The 19725-nt window shown below is 69.1% G+C and carries 18 protein-coding genes; 11 read left to right on the plus strand and 7 right to left on the minus strand.

The genetic code is table 11. The features are described 5' to 3' along the window. Window positions 1–62: 62 nt before the first annotated feature. The gene (locus ACIGII_RS09120) at window positions 63–1400 is read right to left on the minus strand and encodes a glutamine synthetase family protein (RefSeq protein ID WP_399637103.1); all 1338 of its coding nucleotides are present in this window, start codon (window positions 1398–1400) and stop codon (window positions 63–65) included. Window positions 1401–1609: 209 nt separating this feature from the next. On the opposite strand from ACIGII_RS09120, the gene ACIGII_RS09125 reads away from it, so the two are divergent. The 3 genes from ACIGII_RS09125 (at window position 1610) to ACIGII_RS09135 (ending at window position 4916) form a co-directional block, all read left to right on the plus strand. Continuing rightward, on the plus strand, window positions 1610–2911 hold the full coding sequence (locus tag ACIGII_RS09125; RefSeq protein ID WP_399636914.1) for an NAD(P)/FAD-dependent oxidoreductase: 1302 nt from the start codon (window positions 1610–1612) through the stop codon (window positions 2909–2911). 133 nt (window positions 2912–3044) lie between these two features. Then, complete coding sequence (locus ACIGII_RS09130) at window positions 3045–4385, plus strand: diguanylate cyclase (RefSeq protein WP_399636916.1); 1341 nt, start codon at window positions 3045–3047, stop codon at window positions 4383–4385. 69 nt (window positions 4386–4454) lie between these two features. After that, entirely contained in the window at window positions 4455–4916 is a 462-nt protein-coding gene (locus ACIGII_RS09135) for a bacteriohemerythrin (RefSeq protein WP_399636918.1), read from the plus strand. Here the strand turns inward: ACIGII_RS09135 and ACIGII_RS09140 are convergent. Continuing rightward, entirely contained in the window at window positions 4897–6192 is a 1296-nt protein-coding gene (locus tag ACIGII_RS09140; protein ID WP_399636920.1) for an MFS transporter, read from the minus strand. The two genes, ACIGII_RS09135 and ACIGII_RS09140, sit on opposite strands and share 20 nt — an antisense overlap. 135 nt (window positions 6193–6327) lie before the next feature. Between ACIGII_RS09140 and ACIGII_RS09145 the strand changes: the two genes are divergently transcribed. The 4 genes from ACIGII_RS09145 to ACIGII_RS09160 all read left to right on the plus strand — a co-directional run bounded on the left by ACIGII_RS09145 (window position 6328) and on the right by ACIGII_RS09160 (window position 10563). Continuing rightward, window positions 6328–7656, plus strand: coding sequence for an aspartate aminotransferase family protein (locus ACIGII_RS09145; protein WP_399636922.1), 1329 nt, complete (start codon window positions 6328–6330; stop codon window positions 7654–7656). 63 nt (window positions 7657–7719) lie between these two features. Next, entirely contained in the window at window positions 7720–8598 is an 879-nt protein-coding gene (locus ACIGII_RS09150) for a plasmid replication/partition related protein (RefSeq protein WP_399636925.1), read from the plus strand. 131 nt (window positions 8599–8729) lie between these two features. Beyond that, window positions 8730–10022, plus strand: a complete 1293-nt coding sequence (locus ACIGII_RS09155) for a DUF445 domain-containing protein (protein ID WP_399636927.1) — start codon at window positions 8730–8732, stop codon at window positions 10020–10022. Between the two features lie 142 nt (window positions 10023–10164). Continuing rightward, a complete protein-coding gene (locus tag ACIGII_RS09160) occupies window positions 10165–10563 on the plus strand; it encodes a DUF4124 domain-containing protein (RefSeq protein WP_399636929.1) in 399 nt (132 codons plus the stop codon). A gap of 33 nt (window positions 10564–10596) precedes the next feature. On the opposite strand, the gene ACIGII_RS09165 is transcribed toward ACIGII_RS09160, so the two are convergent. Then, window positions 10597–11823 (minus strand): aminotransferase class V-fold PLP-dependent enzyme, encoded by a 1227-nt coding sequence (locus ACIGII_RS09165; RefSeq protein WP_399636932.1) that lies wholly within the window; start codon window positions 11821–11823, stop codon window positions 10597–10599. Between the two features lie 194 nt (window positions 11824–12017). Here ACIGII_RS09165 and ACIGII_RS09170 point away from each other — a divergent pair, with 194 nt between their 5' ends. From ACIGII_RS09170 to ACIGII_RS09180, 3 genes are read left to right on the plus strand one after another with little or no spacing between them, the layout of a single operon-like run. After that, on the plus strand, window positions 12018–12395 hold the full coding sequence (locus ACIGII_RS09170; protein ID WP_399637105.1) for a DUF3649 domain-containing protein: 378 nt from the start codon (window positions 12018–12020) through the stop codon (window positions 12393–12395). Beyond that, a complete protein-coding gene (locus tag ACIGII_RS09175; protein WP_399636934.1) occupies window positions 12392–14026 on the plus strand; it encodes a PepSY-associated TM helix domain-containing protein in 1635 nt (544 codons plus the stop codon). Before ACIGII_RS09170 ends, ACIGII_RS09175 begins: the two co-directional genes overlap by 4 nt. Next, on the plus strand, window positions 14023–14352 hold the full coding sequence (locus tag ACIGII_RS09180) for a DUF3325 domain-containing protein (protein WP_399636937.1): 330 nt from the start codon (window positions 14023–14025) through the stop codon (window positions 14350–14352). The genes ACIGII_RS09175 and ACIGII_RS09180 overlap by 4 nt, the downstream gene beginning before the upstream one ends. Before the next feature lie 75 nt (window positions 14353–14427). Here ACIGII_RS09180 and rlmKL read toward each other — a convergent pair whose 3' ends face one another. Both rlmKL and ACIGII_RS09190 read right to left on the minus strand, forming a co-directional pair. Then, window positions 14428–16572, minus strand: a complete 2145-nt coding sequence (rlmKL, locus tag ACIGII_RS09185) for a bifunctional 23S rRNA (guanine(2069)-N(7))-methyltransferase RlmK/23S rRNA (guanine(2445)-N(2))-methyltransferase RlmL (protein WP_399636939.1) — start codon at window positions 16570–16572, stop codon at window positions 14428–14430. Between the two features lie 171 nt (window positions 16573–16743). Next, entirely contained in the window at window positions 16744–17274 is a 531-nt protein-coding gene (locus tag ACIGII_RS09190) for a hypothetical protein (protein ID WP_399636942.1), read from the minus strand. Window positions 17275–17331: 57 nt separating this feature from the next. Here ACIGII_RS09190 and ACIGII_RS09195 point away from each other — a divergent pair, with 57 nt between their 5' ends. Continuing rightward, window positions 17332–17901, plus strand: coding sequence for an N-acetylmuramoyl-L-alanine amidase (locus ACIGII_RS09195; RefSeq protein ID WP_399636944.1), 570 nt, complete (start codon window positions 17332–17334; stop codon window positions 17899–17901). Between the two features lie 114 nt (window positions 17902–18015). Here the strand turns inward: ACIGII_RS09195 and ACIGII_RS09200 are convergent, their stop codons facing one another. Both ACIGII_RS09200 and ACIGII_RS09205 read right to left on the minus strand, forming a co-directional pair. After that, entirely contained in the window at window positions 18016–18924 is a 909-nt protein-coding gene (locus tag ACIGII_RS09200) for a sulfurtransferase (protein ID WP_399636947.1), read from the minus strand. Next, window positions 18921–19703, minus strand: coding sequence for a CoA pyrophosphatase (locus tag ACIGII_RS09205; RefSeq protein ID WP_399636949.1), 783 nt, complete (start codon window positions 19701–19703; stop codon window positions 18921–18923). Before ACIGII_RS09205 ends, ACIGII_RS09200 begins: the two co-directional genes overlap by 4 nt. Between the last annotated feature and the right edge of the window lie 22 nt (window positions 19704–19725).

The following is a 19725-nucleotide window of genomic DNA, read 5'->3' on the forward strand; positions in this document are numbered from 1 at the left end:
AGCCGGCTATTTTCCCAGCACGCCGCCCTCACGGCCATGCCTGATCGGGCGGCTCGGCCGGGTCACACGTTCAGCAGCAGGAATTCCCGCTCCCAGGAGCTGATGACCCGGAAAAAGGTCTCGTATTCCTTGCGCTTGACCGACACATAGGCCCGGCAGAAACGCTCGCCCAGCATCTCGCGCAGCGCCGGGCAGCCTTCCAGGCCGTCCAGCGCCTCGCCCAGCGAGCGCGGCAGGTCGTAGCCCAGCTCCTTGGCGCTGCCGCTGACCGGCGCGGTCGGCGAGCCCTGCTCGCGGATGCCCAGCAGGCCGGCAGCCAGGGTGGCGGCGATGGCCAGGTAGGGGTTGGCGTCGGAGCCGGCGAAGCGGCTTTCCACCCGCATGTTCTCCGGGGTGTCCATCGGCACGCGCAGCCCACAGGTGCGGTTGTCGAAGCCCCAGTGCACGTTGCTGGGCGACACCTCGCCGAACACCAGCCGGCGGTACGAATTCACGTTCGGGGCGAAGAACGCCATCGCCGCCGGCACGTACTTCTGCAGCCCGGCCAGGTAGTGGCCGAACAGCGGGCTGAATTCCTCGCCACCGGCGTCGCCACTGAACACATTGTGGCCGTCACTGATGCGCACCAGGCTCTGGTGGATGTGCATGGCGCTGCCCGGCTCGGTTTCCATCGGCTTGGCCAGGAAGGTGGCGTACACCCCGTGGCGCATGGCCGATTCGCGCATGGTGCGCTTGAACAGGAATACCTGGTCGGCCAGGTCCATCGCATTGGCGTGGGTGAAATTCACTTCCAGCTGCGCCGCGCCGGATTCGTGGATGAGGGTGTCCACGTCCAGCTTCATCGCGTCGCAGTAGTCGTACATCAGGTCCAGGATCGGATCGAATTCGTTGACTGCGTCGATCGAGTACGACTGCCGCGCCGTTTCCGGGCGACCGGAGCGTCCGGCCGGCGGCAGCAGCGGGAAATCCGGGTCGGTGTTCTTCTGCACCAGGAAGAATTCCAGCTCCGGTGCCACCACCGGACGCAGGCCCAGTTCGGCGTAGGCGTCCAGCACGCGGCGCAGCACGTTGCGCGGCGCCAGCTCGTGCGGCTCGCCGTGCTTGGTGTAGCAGTCATGGATGATCTGGGCGGTCGGGTCCGTGGCCCACGGCACCATGCGCACGGTATCCGGGTCCGGGCGCAGGATCATGTCCGAATCCGATGGCGAGGTCAGTTCGTAGTAGTCGTCCGGGAACTCGCCGGTCACGGTGGTGGCGAAGATGCCTTCCGGCAAGCGGGTGCCATAGTCATGCGAGAACTTGTCGGCGGGAATGATCTTGCCGCGCGCATTGCCGGTGATGTCCGGCACCAGGCATTCCACTTCTGTGATGCGGCGTTCCTTGAGCCAGCGCAGCAGCATGCTTTCCTCGGGCACCGGTGCGACCGCCGCCTTGCGTGACGACGGCTTGCGTGCCGGGGCGGTCGCCTTGCGCGACGAAGGTGCAGCTTTGCGCGGACGCGATCGGGTGGCCATGCGGGCACGTTACCCCTGCCCGCCGCGCGGGCGCAACCGCGGCCGTCACCGCCCGGCCACCTGCCGTCCACGCCGGTTGCTGGCATGCTGTGCGCATGAGCGAGTCCGCGATGAGCACGGCCGGCCAGCCGCATGCACCCAGCTGGTATGCCGACAGCGTGCCGGCGCAGCCATTGCGCCCTCCACTGCGCGCCGACCAGGCCACCGACGTGTGCGTGCTGGGGGCGGGATATACCGGCCTGTCCACCGCGCTGTCGCTGGCCGAGCGCGGCTACCGGGTAACCGTACTGGAGGCCCAGCGGGTCGGCTGGGGCGCCTCGGGCCGCAACGGCGGCCAGGCCATCGTGGGCTACGGCTGCGAGGTGGATACCCTGGAGCGGCTGGTGGGCGATGCCGAAGCCCGCCGCCTGTTCGACTACTCGCGTGAGGGCATGGACCTGCTGCGGCAGCGCCTGCAGCGCTACGCGATCGCCTGCGACTGGCGCGACGGCCATGCCAGCGTGCCGATCAACCCGCGCCAGGAGCGTGCGTTGCGGCACGGCCTGCTGGCCCTGGCCGAGCGTTACGACTACCCCCTGCAGTGGTGGGACCGCAGCACCCTGCGCCAGCAGCTGGACAGTCCGCGTTACCGGGGGGCGATGTTCGACGCTGCCAGCGGCCACCTGCACCCGCTGGCCTATGCACACGGGCTGGCGCGCGCCGCGGAAGGCCTCGGCGTGGTGATCCACGAAGCCAGCCCGGTGCTGGCGCTGGAGCGCGGCCCACGCCCCCGGCTGCGCACGGCCAGCGGCACGGTCAGTGCCAACCAGGTGGTGATCGCCGGCAATGCCTGGCTGCAGGGCATCGCCCCGGAACTGGAACGCCGGATCATGCCGGTGGGCACCTATATCGGCGCCAGCGCGCCGCTGGGGGCCGCGCGGGCGCGCGACCTGATCCGCAACGACATGGCCGTGGCCGACGTCAGCTGGGCGCTGGATTACTTCAGACTCAGCGCCGACCACCGGCTGCTGTTCGGCGGCCGCGCCAGCTATTCGGCGCTGCCGCCGCCGAACCTGCGCGGCGTGATGACCCGGCGCATGCACCAGGTCTTCCCGCAACTGGCCGATGTCGGCATGGAACAGGTCTGGGGCGGGTACGTGGACATCACCCGCAATCGCGCCCCGCATTGGGGTCGGCTGACGCCCACGGTGTATTTCGCCCAGGGGTTCTCCGGCCACGGCGTGGCAGCGACCGGCCTGGCCGGAGCGGTGATCGCCGAGGCCATTGCCGGGCAGAACGAACGCCTGGATGTCTTCGAACGCATTCCACACCGGCCGTTCCCGGGCGGACGCCTGCTGCGCACGCCGCTGCTGGTGGCGGCGATGTCCTGGTACAAGCTGCGGGATGTGCTGGGGTGAATGGAGGTTGCCACGCAGGGCGTGGCACTCCGGTTTCTAGACAGCGTTTCACAGATCCGAAGAGTGACCCTAAAGTCGTGCGTGAAGACGCCGATACTGTTTCCGACCCTCTCGGATATCGAGCGTACGCACCATGCCGGTACTGTTTCAGGGCGCTTTCGACAGCGACCCCGGTGATGACCTCCCCCAGCGGATCCTGCTGGTCGAGAACTCGCGCACGTTCACCACGATGCTGAAGGAAGCCATCGAGCAGCGCCTGGAACTGCCGGTGTCCGTGGCGACCTCGCTGGCCGAAGCCGGGCGGCTGCTGGATGAGGAACAGGGCTGGTTCCTGGTCCTGACCGGACTGGTGCTGGCCGATGGCGATCGCGACAAGGTGGTGGAATACTTCCTGTCGCGCGGCCTGCGGACCGTGGTGGTCAGCGGCGTCTATGACGAGGACCTGCGCAAGCGCGTGCTGCAGCAGCAGATCATCGACTATGTGTTGAAGAATACCCCTGGCAGCATTGATTACCTGGTGTGGCTGGTGCAGCGGCTGGACCGCAACCGGCGCATCGCCGCACTGGTGGTGGACGACTCGATGTCCGCGCGGATGTACGCCGCCTCGCTGATGCGCATGTACGGACACGACGTGTACGAAGCGGCCGACGGTGCCGAAGGCCTGAAGGCGATCGAGGCGCATCCGGCGATCCGGTTGGCGGTGGTGGACCAGGAAATGCCAGGGATGGAGGGGGTGGAGTTCACCCGTCGGCTGCGGACCCTGCGCTCGCGCGACAAGGTGGCGGTGATCGGCATTTCCGGCAATACCGACCCGTCGCTGATTCCGCGCTTCCTCAAGAACGGCGCCAACGATTTCCTGCGCAAGCCGTTCTCGCGCGAGGAATTCTTCTGCCGGGTGTCGCAGAACGTGGACCAGCTGGAGCTGATCGGCACGCTGCAGGACCTGGCCACCCGCGACTTCCTGACCGGCCTGCCGAACCGCCGCTGCTTCCTGGAACAGAGCCAGCGGCAGCTGCCGCAGCTGCAGTTGAATGGCGAACAGGTGGCCGTGGCGATGATCGACATCGATCATTTCAAGCACATCAACGACACCCACGGCCATGAGGCCGGCGACGATGCGCTGCGCGCGGTAGCGGCGACCGTGGCCGACCACGCGCGCGCCCAGGACCTGATCGCCCGCTTCGGTGGCGAGGAGTTCTGCCTGCTGGTACCGGGGCTGGAAAAGGACGAGGCGGTCGGCTACTTCGAAAGCCTGCGCCAGCGCATCGCCGCGCTGCAGGTCGAGCTGGGCCACACCACCCTGCGCATGACCGTCAGCATCGGCCTGTGCTGCCTGCGCGCGCAGGGCGATTCCCTGCATGGGCTGATCTCCGAGGCCGACCGCCAGCTGTACCTGGCCAAGGCCGCTGGGCGCAACCGGGTGTGCAGCACGGGCGTGGCCACCGCCGCGCGCGAACCCGCGCTGGTGCCTTGATCGAGATCAACGCAGGGTCGCCCTGTCCTGCCTACAGTCGTTCCCAGCAAACAGCACAGGGAACGCAGCATGGCACTTCTGGTCTGGCAGGACGACCTGAACATCGGCATCGAGGTGATCGACCACCAGCACATGCGGATCGTGGAGATGCTCAACCACCTGCACGTGGCACAGAGCAGCCTGCACACGCTGGCCGTGGCCGAGGTGATCGACGAGCTGCTGGACTACACCCTGTCGCACTTCGCCTTCGAAGAAGAGCTCATGGAAGAAGCCGGCTACCCGTTCTGCGCCGCGCACAAACGCGTGCACGAGGTCTTCGGCAAGCGCGTGGCCGAGTACCGGCTGCGCTTCCAGGCGGGCGAGGACATCACCGACGAGCTGCGCACCATGCTCTCGCGCTGGTTGTTCAACCACATCCGGGGCGACGACAAGGCCTACGCCGAATCGGTCAAGCAGCACCTGAACCAGTTCGCCCGCGACCACCAGCAGGGTAGCTGGTTGGGGCGCACGCTCAAGCGGATGTTCCGCTGACCCGCACCGGTCGCCCCAGTGCCAGCAGCGCCACGATGGTCACCGCCGCGGCCAGGCACAGGTAGTAGCCCACCGCGACCAGGCCGAAGCGCCCGGCCAGCCACGTCGCCACGTACGGGGCCGGCGCGGCACCGAGGATGCCGGCCAGGTTGAACGACAGCGAGGCGCCGGTATAGCGCACCTGGAACGGGTAGATTTCGGCCAGGAAGGTGCCGCAGGGCCCATAGGTCAGCCCCATCAGGAACAGACCCAGGGCCAGGAACGCCACCACCAGCCACGGGTGGCCAGCCTGGAACAGGGGCGCGAAAAGCACGCCGAACCCCAGGATCAGTCCACTGGCCACGATCATCGTGCGCCGGGTGCCCCAGCGGTCGCCATACCGCGCCGACAGCGGAATGCCTGCGGCGAAGAACAGGATGCCGACCATCTGCAGCAGCAGGAACTGTTCGCGGCTGTAGCCGAGCACCGTGGTGCCATGGCCCAGCGTGAATACCGTCATCAGGTAGAACAGCACGAAGGTGGCGAACGCGCCCAGCGTGCCCAGCACCAGCGCCCGCGGGTGATGCTGCAGCACCGTCAGCATCGGCAGGCGCACCCGCTCGTTGCGGTCCAGCGCGGCCTGGAACTGGGGCGTCTCATGGATGTTCAGGCGTACCCACAGCCCGACCGCCACCAGCAGTGCGCTGGCCAGGAACGGTACGCGCCAGCCCCACTGCAGGAAATCCGCATCGCTCATGGCGCGACCCAGCAGCAGGAAGATGCCGGCCGAGAGCAGGAAGCCCAGCGGTGCGCCCAACTGGGGGAACATGCCGTACCACGCACGCTTGCCCGGCGGTGCATTCTCGGTGGCCAGCAGCACCGCCCCGCCCCACTCGCCGCCCAGGCCCAGGCCCTGGCCGAACCGGCACAGCGCCAGCAGCGCCGGCGCCAGCAGCCCGATGCTGGCGTGGGTGGGCAGCAGGCCGATCGCCACGGTCGACACCCCCATGGTCAGCAGCGCCGCCACCAGCGTGGCCTTGCGGCCGATGCGGTCGCCGTAATGGCCGAACACCGCCGATCCCACCGGCCGGGCGATGAACGCCACGGCGAAGGTCGCCAGCGACTGCAGCAGGGCCGCCCCCTCGCTGCTGTCGGGAAAGAACAGGTGCGGAAACACCAGCACGGCGGCGGTGGCGTAGATGTAGAAGTCGAAGAACTCGATGGTGGTGCCGATCAGGCTGGCCAGCAGCACACGGCGGGGCGAATTGACGGCAGTGGCAACGGAAGAAGTCGACATCGTTCACAGGCAGGAAGATCAGCTGCCCGATTCTGCCATGCGCGCGCCGCCGCCCGTCGGGATGGTTGCAGACGTGACGGTTGGCCGCGCGCGGCTGCGCTACATTCGCTGCATCCGCAACGACGGGGGTTGACCATGCCACGCACCGACATGCCGCCGCACGCGCTGGACGCCTGGTGGATGCCGTTTACCGCCAATCGCCAGTTCAAGGCCGCGCCGCGCCTGCTGGTCCGCGCCGAGGGCATGTACTACCACGACATCGACGACCGCCCGATCCTCGACGGTGCCGCCGGCCTGTGGTGCTGCAACGCCGGCCACGCGCGGCCACGGATCGTGCAGGCCATCCAGCAGCAGGCGGCCACGCTGGATTTCGCCCCGTCGTTCCAGATGGGGTCGCCGTTGCCGTTCGTGCTGGCCGAGCGCCTGGCCGCGCTGGCCCCGGGTCCGCTCAACCATGCGTTCTTCACCAACTCCGGGTCCGAAGCGGTGGATACCGCGATGAAGATCGTGCTCGGTTACCACCGCCTGCGCGGCGACGGCCAGCGCACCCGCTTCATCGGCCGTGAGAAGGCCTACCACGGGGTCGGTTTCGGCGGGCTCTCGATCGGCGGGCTGCCGAACAACCGCAACGGGTTCGGGCCGCTGCTGGCCGGCAGCGACTTCCTGCGCCATACCCTGGACCTGTCGCGCAACGCCTTCAGCCCCGGGCTGCCGCAGCACGGTGCCGAACTGGCCGAGGACCTGGAACGGCTGATCGCCCTGCACGATGCCTCCACCATCGCAGCGGTGTTCGTCGAACCCGTTGCCGGCTCGGCCGGCGTGATCCTGCCGGCGCCGGGCTACCTGCAACGCCTGCGCGAGATCTGCGACCAGCACGGCATCCTGCTGGTGTTCGACGAGGTCATCACCGGTTTCGGCCGGGTTGGCAACGCGTTCGCCGCGCAGCGCTTCGGGGTCACCCCGGACCTGTTGACGATGGCCAAGGGCCTGACCAACGGCGCGGTGCCGATGGGCGCGGTGATGGTGTCCGATGCCATCCACGCCGCGTACATGCAGGGCCCGCCGGGGGCCATCGAGCTGTTCCACGGCTATACCTGGTCCGGCCACCCGCTGGCCTGCGCCGCTGCGCTGGCGGCGCTGGACACCTACGCCGCCGAGGGTCTGTTCAACCGTGCCATCGAGCTGGGCGCGTACTGGCAGACCCGCCTGCACAGCCTGCGCGGCCTGCCGAACGTGGTGGACATCCGCAATTTCGGGCTGATCGGTGCGGTCGAGCTGGCGCCGCGCAAGGACGCCCCCGGCAGCCGGGGCTTCGAGGTGTTCGAGCGCTGCTTCCGCGATGGGGCGCTGCTGGTGCGCTGCACCGGCGATGTGATCGCGCTGTCGCCGCCGTTGATCGTCGAGCCGGCCCAGATCGACCGGATCGTGGAGGTGCTGGGCGAGATGATCCGGGCCACGGGCTGACGGCGGGCAGCCCGGGTCGGCGGGTACAATGGTCGGTCACGTCCCGCCTGCGTACCCGATTGCATGGAAATCGTCGTCAAAGAAGAACTCAAGGCTTACATCGACCCGCTGACTGCCGACGAGCACGAGGCGCTGGAGCGCAGCATCCTGGCCGAAGGGTGCCGCGACGCGCTGGTGCTGTGGAACGACGTGCTGGTGGACGGGCATAACCGTTACGGCATCTGCCAGAAGCACGGCCTGCCGTTCCAGACAGTGCAGAACACCCGCTTCCAGTCGATGGACGACGTGCACCTGTGGATGATCGAACAGCACCTGGGCCGGCGCAGCGTGTCCGACTTCCAGCGCGGCGTGCTGGCCCTGCGCAAGCGCGACATCCTGGCCGAGCGCCACCGCGCCGACCAGGCGCAGCTGCAGCGCGAAAGCGATGGCGAGATCGCCGATGCCGCGCCCGACGGAGAGGAGGACAGCCCACCGTGGGCGCCGGCACCGAAGGTGAGCCGCGCCGACATGGCGCGCGAAGCCCGGCTGAGCAGCAGCCAGGTGACGATGATCGAACGCATCCACAAGCAGGCCGCCCCGGAACTGGTGGAGGCGGTCAAGAGCGGGGTGATCTCGATCAGCGCGGCGGCCGCGGTGGCCGACCTGCCGGAAGAGGAACAGCGCGCGGCCGCAGTGGCCGGCAAGGATGAGCTGAAGCAGGCCGCCAAACGCGTGCGCGAGGCCAAGCGCAAGCCGCGCAAGCCGGTGCAGGAGGTGCTGCACGGCGTCGATGGCGAGCTGGCGGTCGATCCCGGCCGGGAAGTGGAGATCGCCGAGGCGCTGGACGCGCTGGGCGAAGGCCCGGCCGAACTGCGCCGGCGGGTCGTGGCGCTGACCCTCGAAAACGACGCGCTGCGCGCCCAGTTGGCGGCGCTTCGCCTGAAGGTCAGCGACGTGGCGTAATTCGTTTTGCCGGCCAACGGCCGGCGCTACCGTCGAGCGATGAAGGCGTTACAGGGTAGCGCCGGCCGTTGGCCGGCCCTCGAGAATGCGTGTCGAGACCGTGTTCGCACCCGGATGGCTACACTTGCGGCATGAACAGCACGCCATCGGTCGACCCCCGCCGCGCCCAGCTGCGCCGCCTCAAAGGCATTGCACTGGCGATGCTGCTGGCCATGCTGGCCGGTTTCGTCGTCAGCCATCTCAATGGCGAACGTGGTATCTGGGCGTGGGTGTCGGCCTTCTGCGAGGCGGCGGCGGTCGGTGCGCTGGCCGACTGGTTCGCGGTGGTCGCGCTGTTCCGGCGCCCGCTGGGGCTGCCGATTCCGCACACCGCGATCATCCCCCACAGCAAGGACCGTATCGCCGACAGCCTGGCGGTGTTCGTGCGCGACCAGTTCCTGGAGCCGCAGGCGTTGCTGGCGCGGCTGCAGGTGTTCGATCCGGCGGCACGGCTGGGCAGCTGGCTGGCCGACCCGGAGCGCTCGAAGATGCTGGCCGACATGGCCCGGGGCTGGGCCCTGCAGGCGCTGGATTTCCTTGACGAAGCGGCGGTTCGCCGCAGCATCCAGGCGTTCGTGGTCGAGCAGCTGCGTCAATGGAACGCGGCCGCCACCGCCGGCGAGCTGCTGGGCCTGCTTACCGCCGACAACCGCCACCAGCGCGTACTGGACGAGGGGCTGACCCGCGTCAGCGAGTGGCTGGACAACGACTCGGTCAAGCAGCGCGCCTCCGGACTCATCGTGCGCTACATCCAGCGCGAATGGCCGAAGCTGGCCAGCACGGTGAACTGGGTCAAGCCGATCGACGAGATCGGCGACAGCCTGGCCGAGCGCATGGCGCATGCGGTGCTGGCCGAACTGCAGCAGATCCTGTCCGAACCGGAGCACCCGCTGCGCAGGGACTATGAGGTCTGGTTGCGCGACTACATCCAGCGCCTGCGCGATGATCCGGCGCTGGCCGACAAGGTCGAGCAGCTCAAGCAGCAGGTCATCGACCATCCGGCCGTGCAGGACTACGTGCAGGGGTTGTGGGCGCGCATCCATGCCAGCCTGCGCGCCGACCTGTCCAGCGACGACTCGGCGCTGGGCGGTCACCTGCGGCGCAGCCTGGGCAAGATCGGCCAGGCCCTGCAGGACGATCCCTCACTGCGCGAGGCGCTGAACCAGCACCTGATGGACGGGGCCGAGCGCCTGACCAGCCGCCTGCGCGACGGCGTGACAACGCATATCGCGCAGACCGTGAAGGGCTGGGACGAACGCCACCTGGTGGAGCAGCTGGAGCTGAGCGTAGGCCGCGACCTGCAGTTCATCCGCTTCAACGGCACCCTGGTGGGGGGGTTGATCGGGTTGGCGCTGCATGCGCTGACCGTCTGGATGCAGTGGTAGGGCGTCACCACCAACGCTCGTGACCTGCCGGAATCGGCACCCCATCCGGCCCGTCGGTTGACACTTTGACCGGGTGAAACTGCGATGTGGTTCGCGTATTCTGCCGCGCATTCAGGGCTGGAGTGGCCCGTCGGGGGGAACCATGCGAAGGACAATCGTGACGTTGGCGCTGTGCGCGCTGGCCTGCAATGCCCATGCCGGGCGCGTGTACAAGTGCGCGAACGGCGGCCAGACCATCTACCAGACCGTACCCTGCCCGCCCGAGCAGGACACCGGCGTGACCCGCCCGATCGTCAAAGACCCCAACCTCACCTGGGAAGAACGCACCCGCGCCCAGCGCGACCTCTACCAGGCCAGGCGCCGCATGCAGGCCGACGCCGGCCGGGGAGAGCCGCCGGTGCGCGGCACCGTGATCGACGGCGCGGCCAACCCGGAACAGTGCGAAGAACTGCGTTCCCGCCGCGAGATCAGCGAGATGTTCGGGCGCCCCGCCCCGGAGCGCATCGACGCCGACATCGCCAAGGCCTGCAGCTCCCGCTGAACGTGGCCCGCACGTGTGTCGGACAGGACTGCATCAGGCCTCGGCGCGCACCGCGTCCACCAGCGAGTGCATCTGCGCGGGCGTGCTGAAGATCCCCGGCGTGACGCGTACGCAGGCGCCGGATGCCAAGCCGTCGCGGGCCACCACGAAGACACGGGAGTGCTCCAGCATCCGCCCGACGGTGGCGGTGTTGGCCTCCAGGCTGACCTGCCCGCGCAGGCGGAACGCCGCGATGGCGCTGGACAGGCGGGGGTCCGGTGATGCCAGCAGCTGGATCCGCGCGTCATCGCGCAGCGCGTCCAGCCATTGGTTGCGCAGGCGCAACAGACGGGCGCGCTTGTTGGCCACCCCGATCTGCTGGTGCAGCGACAGCGCCGCCGGCAAGGCCATGACCGCCGCGAAGTTGACCGTGCCGGTGTGGACGCGGCTGTCGATGGCGCCGGTGTCCGCCTCGCCCATGCAGGGATCCACATCCTGCACGCGTCCGCGGCGCACGTAGAGCGCGCCCATGCCGACCGGCGCGCCAATCCACTTGTGCAGGTTGATGCCGACGAAATCCGCGCCCAGTGCGTGCAGCGGCGTGTCGACCTGGCCAATGCCATGCGCCGCGTCCAGGACCACGTCCGCGCCCGCTGCGCGGGCCAGCGCGCTGATCCGCGCTACCGGCAGCAACATGCCGTTGCGGTGACCCACCTGGGTGAGCAGCAGCAGCCGGGTACGCGGGTAGCGCGCCAACGCCTGGCGGTAGGCCTCCACGATGCCGTCGTGGTCGAACGGCTCCGGCAGCACGATGCGCTGCACCTCCACGCCCCTGCGCTCGCGCAGCCACTGCATCGCGGCGATCGCGCTTTCGTGGTCGGTGTCCGCGTACAGCACGGTATCGCCGGGAGACAGGCGCCGATAGCCGGCAATCAGCACCTGCATCGCTTCGGTCGCCCCGCGGGTCAGCGCGATCTCATCGGCGCCCACGCCCAGCACCTGGGCCAACTGCGCACGCGCATGTTCAAGCAACGGCGGGAAATCCCGTCGCCCGAACCAGGCGTTGTCGCGGTTCACCCGCGCGGTGGCGCGCTGGTAGGCCTGCAGCACCGGCCGTGCCATCGAGCCCCAGTACCCGTTGTCGAGCATGACCACCTCGTCGGTGAGGTCGTACAGCGCCGCCACCCGGGACCACCACCCCTCGTCGGCCGCGAGGTCATCGGAACTCCGCCCGGCAGCATCGGGGAGTGCGTCAAGCGCGTGCAGGTCGGCGTCGGTCATGCCGCAAGTATTGCAGCCACCGCGCGAAAAGCGGGTAGCGCCATAGCTATCGATCTTGCCGAAGCGAATGATAATGACTATCATTAGCGGATTGCTTGCTCGATACGGCGCTGCTGCGGCCGCCAGGGGCAGCACCGTTCTCCAGGGATACCCCGCCCCGTGCGGCGGCTGGGCCAAGGATGGCCACCCTCCCCTTGTCACCGGCCCCGGCCGGTGATGTTCGTTGTTCGACCCCATTGCAGGTTCCCGTGGAAAGCACGCCTGATGCCCGCTGGTTCAACCGTTTCGGCGGTCTCTTCGCCCGCCCCTGGGTGGGAGTGCTGTCGCGTTCGCTGGCGGCCATCGTCGGCGGATACGCGCTGGCGGCGACCTGTTCGATGTTCCTGGCAGTGGCCCTCCCCATCGCCCGCGCGCAGGCCGTATTGACCGGCATGCTGGTGGGGATCGTGCTGTGCGCGTGCGCGGCGCTGTGGTCCTTCGCCACGCGCACCGCGCTGCGCGCCTGGATCGGCATCGCCGCGCCTGCTCTGCTGTTCTGGGTGGGCACGCTCGCGATGGGGCCGCGCGCATGAAGAACGGCTTCCGCCAATCCATGGCCTGGCTGCACACCTGGACCGGCCTGCTGGTGGGCTGGCTGCTGCTGCTCATCTTCATGGCCGGCACCGCCAGTTACTACCGCGAAGAGATCAGCCGCTGGATGCGGCCGGAGCTGCCACGCAGCAGCGTGACCGCCGACGTGGCCGCCGCCAGCGCGGTCCGCTTCCTGCAGCACAAGGCACCGCAGGCCGAAAGCTGGAACGTGACCCTGCCCGATCCACGCAACCCGGCCATGCGCATGTTCTGGCGCAACCCCGAGTCGATGGTGAAGCCACCGGTCGAGGGCGAAAAGCGCCGTCGTGGCGGTGGCCGCTTCGGCGATGCCACGGTGGACCCGGCCAGCGGCGAGGAAGTGGCCGCGCGCGAAACCCGCGGCGGCGACTTCTTCTACCGCCTGCATTTCGACCTGCACTACATCCCGGTGCTGTGGGCGCGCTACCTGGTGGGGTTCTGCGCGATGTTCATGCTGGTGGCGATCATCACCGGCGTGATCACCCACAAGAAGATCTTCAAGGACTTCTTCACCTTCCGGCCGGAGAAGGGCCTGCGGTCGTGGCTGGACTTCCACAACGTCAGCGCGGTGATGGCCCTGCCCTACCACGCGATGATCACCTACACCGGCATCGTCACGTTGATGTTCATGTACCTGCCGCAGGGCGTGAGCATGGCCTATCCCAAGGACGAGGACGCGTTCTTCAGCGAAGCCTTCGCGCGCCTGGCCGATCCGGCCGATCCCGCCGAAGGCCGCGCGGCCCCGCTGCCGATCCAGCAGTTGCTGGACAGCGCGCGCGCCGATTGGAAGGGCGCGCAGGTCAGCGGCTTCACCGTGTTCCACCCGGGCGCGGCCAATGCGGTGATCGACATCTACCAGCGCGACGGCAAGCGTCTGTCGGTCGACACCCCGTCGCTGCGCTACAACGCGGTCACCGGCGCGCTGGTCGACACCAGCCCGGTGCCCGGCGGTGCCACCCAGACCCGCGGCGTGCTGTACGGCCTGCACCTGGCCCGCTTCGCGGATTGGGGCCTGCGCGCCCTGTTCTTCCTGTCCGGCCTGGTGGGTTGCCTGATGGTGGCCAGCGGCGTAGTGCTGTGGGCGGTCAAGGAACGCCCCAAGCACGCCAAGGCCGGCAGGATCGGCTTCGGCCTGCGGCTGGTGGATGCGCTCAACATCGGCGCCGTGGCCGGCCTGCCGATCGCGTTTGCCGCGTACTTCTGGGGCAACCGGTTGCTGCCGCTGGAAATGGCGGAGCGCGCCGACGCAGAAGCCAGCGTGTTCTTCTATGCCTGGGGCGCCGCCCTGCTGGCGGCCTTCGTCTGGCCCAAGCGGTTGATGTGGGCCTGGCAGCTGTACCTGGGCGCGGCCTTGTTTGCGCTCATTCCGGTGATCAATGCACTCACCACGCAGGCGCACCTGGGCGTGACCCTGCGCACGGGCGACTGGGTGCTGGCCGGGTTTGATCTGGTGATGCTCGCCTTCGGCGCGATGCTGGCCTATTGCGGCCTGCGCATGCAGCGTTGGCAGCCGGCGCTGAGCGCGGCGGAGAAGAAGAAGCGCCAGGCAGCCGCAGCAAACGATGCGCGCGTCCCGGCCGAGGCCGGCGCATGATGCTGCTGGCGCTTGCGTTGAATTTCTCGGCGTTCACCGCGCTGTCGCTGGCAATGGAAAAACACCAGCTGGAGCTGCACGGCAAGGCGCACGCCGGCCCCGCGCGCAGGCGCCTGTGGCGATGGCTGGGCTGGACGCTGTTGGCCATCGCCTTCGGCCTGTGCGTGGCCGACCACGGCTGGGCGGCCGGTCCGGTGCTGTGGCTGGGCGCGATGACGCTCAGCGGCCTGCTGATCGCGTTCGGCCTGTATCCCTGGCGACCGCGCTGGATTGCCCCATTGGCGTGGGCGTTGCCGGTGCTGGGCCTGGGCGCCGCCGCGCTGTAGAGCCGACTGTCAGTCGGCTGCTCTTCCGGTGGCAACGGGAACTCAAGTGCAAACCGACTAACAGTCGGCTCTACATCACGCCCCGTAACGCCTCAACTCCCACGCGCGGTGGATGCGCGGGTTGCGCTCGAAATCGTCGCCGATGGTGTCGGCCGAGATCTCGCGGCACTCGGCAAACTCCTTGATCGCGTCCTCGTCCAGCTTGAAGCGGCGGAAGTTGTTCGAGAAGTACAGCACCCCTTCCGGGCTCAACCGCGCCACGGCCGCACGCAGCAGCCGCACGTGCTCGCGCTGCACGTCGAAATCCTCGGCGCGGGCGGAGTTGGAGAAGGTCGGTGGATCGCAGAAGATCACATCGAACCGGTGCCGCTCCGCTTCCAGCCAGGCCAGTGCATCGGCCTGGATCAGCTGGTGCTGGCTGCCACCCTTGCCGTTCAGCGCCAGGTTGTCGGCACACCACTGCAGGTAAGTGCCGGACAGGTCCACGCTGGTGGTGGAGGCCGCACCGGCCACCGCCGCCTGCACGCTGGCCACGCCGGTGTAGCAGAACAGGTTGAGGAAGCGCTTGCCCTGCGCCTCCTTGGCCATGTGCCAGCGCAGCGGGCGGTGGTCCAGGAACAGGCCGGTGTCCAGGTAATCGAACAGGTTCACCCGCAGCAGTGCATCGTTCTCGCGCACCAGCACGAATTCGCCACGCTGTTCGAAGCGGCCATACTTGCTGCCGCCCTTGCCGCGCTCGCGCGACTTCAGCGCCACCTGCTCGGCCGGCACCTGGAACACCTCGCGCGCGGCCGAGAGCAGCTCATTGCGGCGGCGGCGCACGTCCACGTCCGGAATGGTGGCCGGCGCGGCGTATTCCTGCACGTGCAGGAAGGTGCGGCCAGCGCCGCCATCTTCCTCGTAGACGTCGATCGCCGCGGCATATTCGGGCAGGTCGGCGTCATACACGCGGTAGCAGGTCACCTGCTCGCGCGCCTTCCAGGTCTTGAACCTGCGGATGTTCTTGCGCAGCCGGTTGGCCACCATCTGCGCGCCTTCGCTGAGCTCGCGCGGCTGGCCCGCGTTCTCGCGCTGCGGTACGGCGATGGGATCGCACACGATCAACGCGCACTCGATGGCGCCGTTGAACAGCTGGTACTTCTTGTTGGCGCGCAGCCCGGTGGCGAACGCCAGTTCGGCGCTGCCGCACAGCAGGCTGGCCCGCCACTGCGGCACGGCGCGCTTGAGCGCGTCGCCCAGGCGGCGGTACAGCACCGCGTCGGCGGCCAGGCGTTCGTCATACGGCGGGTTGCACACCACGCAGCCGGTTTCCTGCGGCGGCACCTGCACGTCGGCCACGTCGCGCACGCCGAACCAGATCGCCTCGGCGACACCGGCGGTCTCCGCGTTTTCCTTGGCCGCGCGGATCGCATGCGGGTCGATGTCGCTGCCGTGGATGACCTGCTTGAGCGCGGCGCGCCCGGCCTGCTCGCGGGTGCGCGCCTCGGCCATCAGGGCGTTCCAGGCCTCACGATCAAAGCCCAGCCAGCGGCTCGGCGGAATGCTGCCATGGCGCTGCAGGCCTGGCGCCACGTCGGCGGCCATCAGCGCACCCTCGATCAGCAGCGTGCCGCTGCCGCACATCGGGTCGAGCAGGCCACCGCCTTCGGCGTGGATCTTGGGCCAGTTGGCGCGCATCAGCACCGCAGCGGCCAGGTTTTCCTTCAGCGGCGCCTCGTTCTGCGCCATGCGCCAGCCGCGCCGGTGCATCGGGCCGCCACCCAGGTCGATGGAAATGCTGGCGCGGCCCTTGCGCAGCGACAGGTTGATGCGCACGTCCGGGAACTCGGTGTTCACCGACGGCCGCTCCAGGCCCTGCGCGCGCAGGCTGTCGACCACGCCGTCCTTGACCCGCTGCGCGGCGAAGCGCGCATGGGTGATTTCGGTGCCCGACACATGGGCGTCCACCGACAGGGTCAGCTCGGGGCTGATGTGCTGGTCCCACGGCATCGACGACACGCCCTGGTAGAGCGATCCCTCGTCCGGGCAGTCGAACTCGGCCAGCGGCCACAGCACCCGGCTGGCCAGGCGCGACCACAGCACCACCTTCAGCGCCTGCGGCAGATCGCCCTCGGCATTGACGCCGGAAATGGTGGCGGTGGCCCGGGGCAGGCCCAGCGCCAGCAGTTCGTCGGCGAGCAGGTACTCCAGGCCCTTGGCGCAGGAAACAAAGAATTTCACGGGATCGGTATCGCAGGTCAGCAGGGAGGGGGAGCCCGCGGGCGCCGCAGGCGGCCCGGGCGCAGGCGCCAGACCGGGCATTGTACGTGACCGCGCCGCGCGGCCGCGTAGCGACGGGCCCTGCCCGGCTGGCCGAACGGCCAAGGGAAGGCAGCGGGGCGGAGCCCCGCCCTACGGGAGGGTAGCGAGCAGGGCCTCGAAGGCGTGCGCGGAGGCGTCCACGTGGTTGTTCAGGCGGTGGCCGTCGTCCACCAGCAACAGGCGGGCGGACCGGGCCTGGGCCCAGGCAATCACATCGGCGGCAGGAATCAGCTCGTCGTGCCAGGCGTGGACCACGCTGGTGGGCACGCGGGCGGCGTCCAGCGCCGGCATCGGCCCCATCCGGGTCGGCGGCACCATCAGGAACAGGCCCCGGGTCGGGACCTGCAGCGAGGCGATGGCCGAGATGTAGGCGCCCAGCGAGGAACCCGCCAGCACGACCGGGCCGTTCGCAGCGGCGGCGCTGGCGCGCTCGACCAGGCGCTGCAGGCGGGCACGGACATCGCCCACGCTGCTGACCTCACGCAGGGCATCCAGGTCGGTGTAGTCGGGGCGTTCGTGGGTCCAGCCCAGTCGCTCGGCCACCTCGGCCAGGGCGGTGACCTTGGTGGCGTCCGGGCCGCTTTCGAAGCCGTGGGAAAGAATGCAGTGGCCGCGGCTCATGCAGCCACCGCGGGGAAACAAATGTCAGCGCTCATGCCCGAATGCTAGCATCGGCACATGCCCGACCGCGCCCCGCCCCGCATCGATTCGCAGCCGCTGCCCTACGTGGCGCAGCTGGGCAGGCGCGCGCCGGAGGACATCGACCTGGTCGTGATCCACTGCACCGAACTGCCCGACCTGGCCATGGCGCGCAGTTACGGCGAACGCGTGCTGTACGCCAGTGGCAGCGGCAACAGCGGGCACTACTACATCGATCGCGACGGCAGCATCGTGCAATACGTCCCGGTCGACCGCGTGGCCCACCACGTCAGCGGCTACAACCCGCGCTCGATCGGCATCGAGCTGGTCAACACCGGCCGCTACCCGCACTGGCTGGATTCGCGCCACCAGGCGATGGACGAACCCTACCCCGAGGTGCAGATCTCGGCCTTGATCGACCTGTTGCAGCATCTGTGCGACACCCTGCCCGCCCTGCACCACATCGCCGGACACGAGACGCTGGACACCCGGGAAGAAGCCGCCAGCGACGACCCGGACCGGCGCGTGCAGCGCAAGCGCGACCCGGGCCCGTTGTTCCCGTGGCCGCGGGTGCTGGCGGCGGTCACGCTGACGCCGCTGGAGGGGTAGAGCGGGCTGTCAGTCCGCTGCCGTTGGCGTGCAGCCTGCGGGTTGACGCGGAGAGCAGCGGACTGACAGTCCGCTCTACCTGTGCCATTCGTTGACGCCTTGGGTGGCGACCGATCAGGCGCCGGTCGCGACCGGTCGGTTTGAATCGCTGACCCACCCGCTCCACGAATCGGCATAGACCCGCGCGCCGTGCAGCCCGGCCACTTCCATCGCCAACAGCAGATGGCAGGCGGTCACGCCCGACCCGCACATCACCACCACCTGCTGCGGATCATGCGTTCCGATCAGCGGCCGCAGCGCGGCCTGCAGTTCGGCTGCGGGCCGCAGGCGGCCGTCGGCCACATTCAATGCGAACGGGCGGTTCACCGCCCCGGGCACATGCCCCGCCACCGGATCCAGCGGCTCCACCTCGCCCCGGAACCGCTCGCCGGCACGCGCATCCAGCAGCCAACCGGGCGCATCGTTCAAGCGCGTGGCGATCTCATCCGCCGACGCCACCTGGTCCGTGTCGAACCGTCCCGGATAGGCCGGCAGCGGCGCCACTTCCGGCACCTCCGTGGTCAACGGCAGACCGGCCGCCTGCCACGCCGCGAGGCCGCCATCCAGCACCGCCACCTGCGTGTGCCCGATCAACCGCAGCAACCACCACGCGCGCGCCGCCGCCATGCTGCCATCGCCGCCGTCGTAGACCACCACCTGGGTATCCGGACCGATTCCCCACCGCCCCAGCGTGGCGGCGAACGCATCGCTGTCCGGCAACGGGTGGCGGCCGTGGCCGACCACGCGCATGTCAGCGAGGTCGCGGTTGACGTCCGCGCGCAGCGCGCCCGGCAGATGTCCGGCGGCGTAATCGCGCGCGCCGGACTGCGGATCGGCCAGGGAAAAACGCGCATCCAGCACGCGCGGCGCGGTACTGGCGGTGGCGCGTGCATCCAACAGGCGCGCATCGCCCTGCGCCAGCGCTTTGGACAGCGTCGCCACATCGACAAGGGGGGGCCACGGGGTCGGGTTGGCGGTGCTCATTCCAGTTGCTCCAGGCGGCGACGCAGGTTGTACAGGATGGCGGCGGTGGCGCCCCAGATGCGTTGGCCCGGCCAGCCGTATTCCAGCACGTGGCGGATGCGGCCGCGGTGGTCGATCTCGACCTGGTGCAGGTTGGCCGGGTCCATCAGGTAATCGAACGGCACTTCGAACACGTCGGCCACTTCGTCCGGCTGCGGCACCGCCACGAACGCCGGGTCGATCACCGCCACCACGGGCATCACCCGATAGCCGGTGATGGTCACGAACGGATCCAGGTAACCCAGCACCTGCACCTGGTCGTGGGCCAGCGCGATTTCCTCGTTGCTTTCGCGGAGGGCGGCGGCCACCGCATCGCGGTCGTCAGGCTCCTGGCGGCCGCCGGGAAACCCGACCTGCCCGCCGTGCTGGCGCAGCGTATCGGTGCGCCGGGTCAGCAGCACCTGCGCGCCGCTGGCACGCGGAATGATCCCGGCCAGCACCGCCGCTTCCACCGGCGGGCCGGGTGGCAGCAGGTCGGCCAGTTCGCTGCGGTTCCAGCCATCGCCGGCTGGCGGTGCGTCAAGCGGGTGCAACGCGCGCAGCAGGCGCTCGTGGCTGGCCAGCGAGCCGCCCAGCGACTGCCGCAGCTGTTCGCGCAGCGGCAGCACCTGCCGCATCACATGATGGTGTTCGTGTCGGGTCATCGTCGACCAGCGGGTGATTTCATCCACGTTGCGCAGGCATCCGCCACACAGGCCGGCGCGGTCGAGCGCGCAGGTTCCAATGCAGGGGCTGGGCATGGCATGTGGGACGTTTTCCGGG

Source organism: Stenotrophomonas sp. NPDC077420, assembly GCF_044543385.1.
Taxonomy (GTDB): Bacteria; Pseudomonadota; Gammaproteobacteria; order Xanthomonadales; family Xanthomonadaceae; genus Stenotrophomonas.

Bases quoted from the DNA above. Each gene is read 5' to 3' on its own strand.
- ACIGII_RS09180 (WP_399636937.1), top strand. From the start codon at position 14,023: ATGATGCTGCTGGCGCTTGCGTTGAATTTCTCGGCGTTCACCGCGCTG.
- ACIGII_RS09200 (WP_399636947.1), bottom strand. From the start codon at position 18,924: ATGAGCACCGCCAACCCGACCCCGTGGCCCCCCCTTGTCGATGTGGCG.
- ACIGII_RS09150 (WP_399636925.1), top strand. From the start codon at position 7,720: ATGGAAATCGTCGTCAAAGAAGAACTCAAGGCTTACATCGACCCGCTG.
- ACIGII_RS09130 (WP_399636916.1), top strand. From the start codon at position 3,045: ATGCCGGTACTGTTTCAGGGCGCTTTCGACAGCGACCCCGGTGATGAC.
- ACIGII_RS09175 (WP_399636934.1), top strand. From the start codon at position 12,392: ATGAAGAACGGCTTCCGCCAATCCATGGCCTGGCTGCACACCTGGACC.
- ACIGII_RS09120 (WP_399637103.1), bottom strand. From the start codon at position 1,400: ATGCTGCTGCGCTGGCTCAAGGAACGCCGCATCACAGAAGTGGAATGC.
- ACIGII_RS09160 (WP_399636929.1), top strand. From the start codon at position 10,165: ATGCGAAGGACAATCGTGACGTTGGCGCTGTGCGCGCTGGCCTGCAAT.
- ACIGII_RS09155 (WP_399636927.1), top strand. From the start codon at position 8,730: ATGAACAGCACGCCATCGGTCGACCCCCGCCGCGCCCAGCTGCGCCGC.
- ACIGII_RS09145 (WP_399636922.1), top strand. From the start codon at position 6,328: ATGCCACGCACCGACATGCCGCCGCACGCGCTGGACGCCTGGTGGATG.
- ACIGII_RS09205 (WP_399636949.1), bottom strand. From the start codon at position 19,703: ATGCCCAGCCCCTGCATTGGAACCTGCGCGCTCGACCGCGCCGGCCTG.
- ACIGII_RS09140 (WP_399636920.1), bottom strand. From the start codon at position 6,192: ATGTCGACTTCTTCCGTTGCCACTGCCGTCAATTCGCCCCGCCGTGTG.
- ACIGII_RS09165 (WP_399636932.1), bottom strand. From the start codon at position 11,823: ATGACCGACGCCGACCTGCACGCGCTTGACGCACTCCCCGATGCTGCC.
- ACIGII_RS09125 (WP_399636914.1), top strand. From the start codon at position 1,610: ATGAGCGAGTCCGCGATGAGCACGGCCGGCCAGCCGCATGCACCCAGC.
- ACIGII_RS09195 (WP_399636944.1), top strand. From the start codon at position 17,332: ATGCCCGACCGCGCCCCGCCCCGCATCGATTCGCAGCCGCTGCCCTAC.
- ACIGII_RS09135 (WP_399636918.1), top strand. From the start codon at position 4,455: ATGGCACTTCTGGTCTGGCAGGACGACCTGAACATCGGCATCGAGGTG.
- ACIGII_RS09190 (WP_399636942.1), bottom strand. From the start codon at position 17,274: ATGAGCCGCGGCCACTGCATTCTTTCCCACGGCTTCGAAAGCGGCCCG.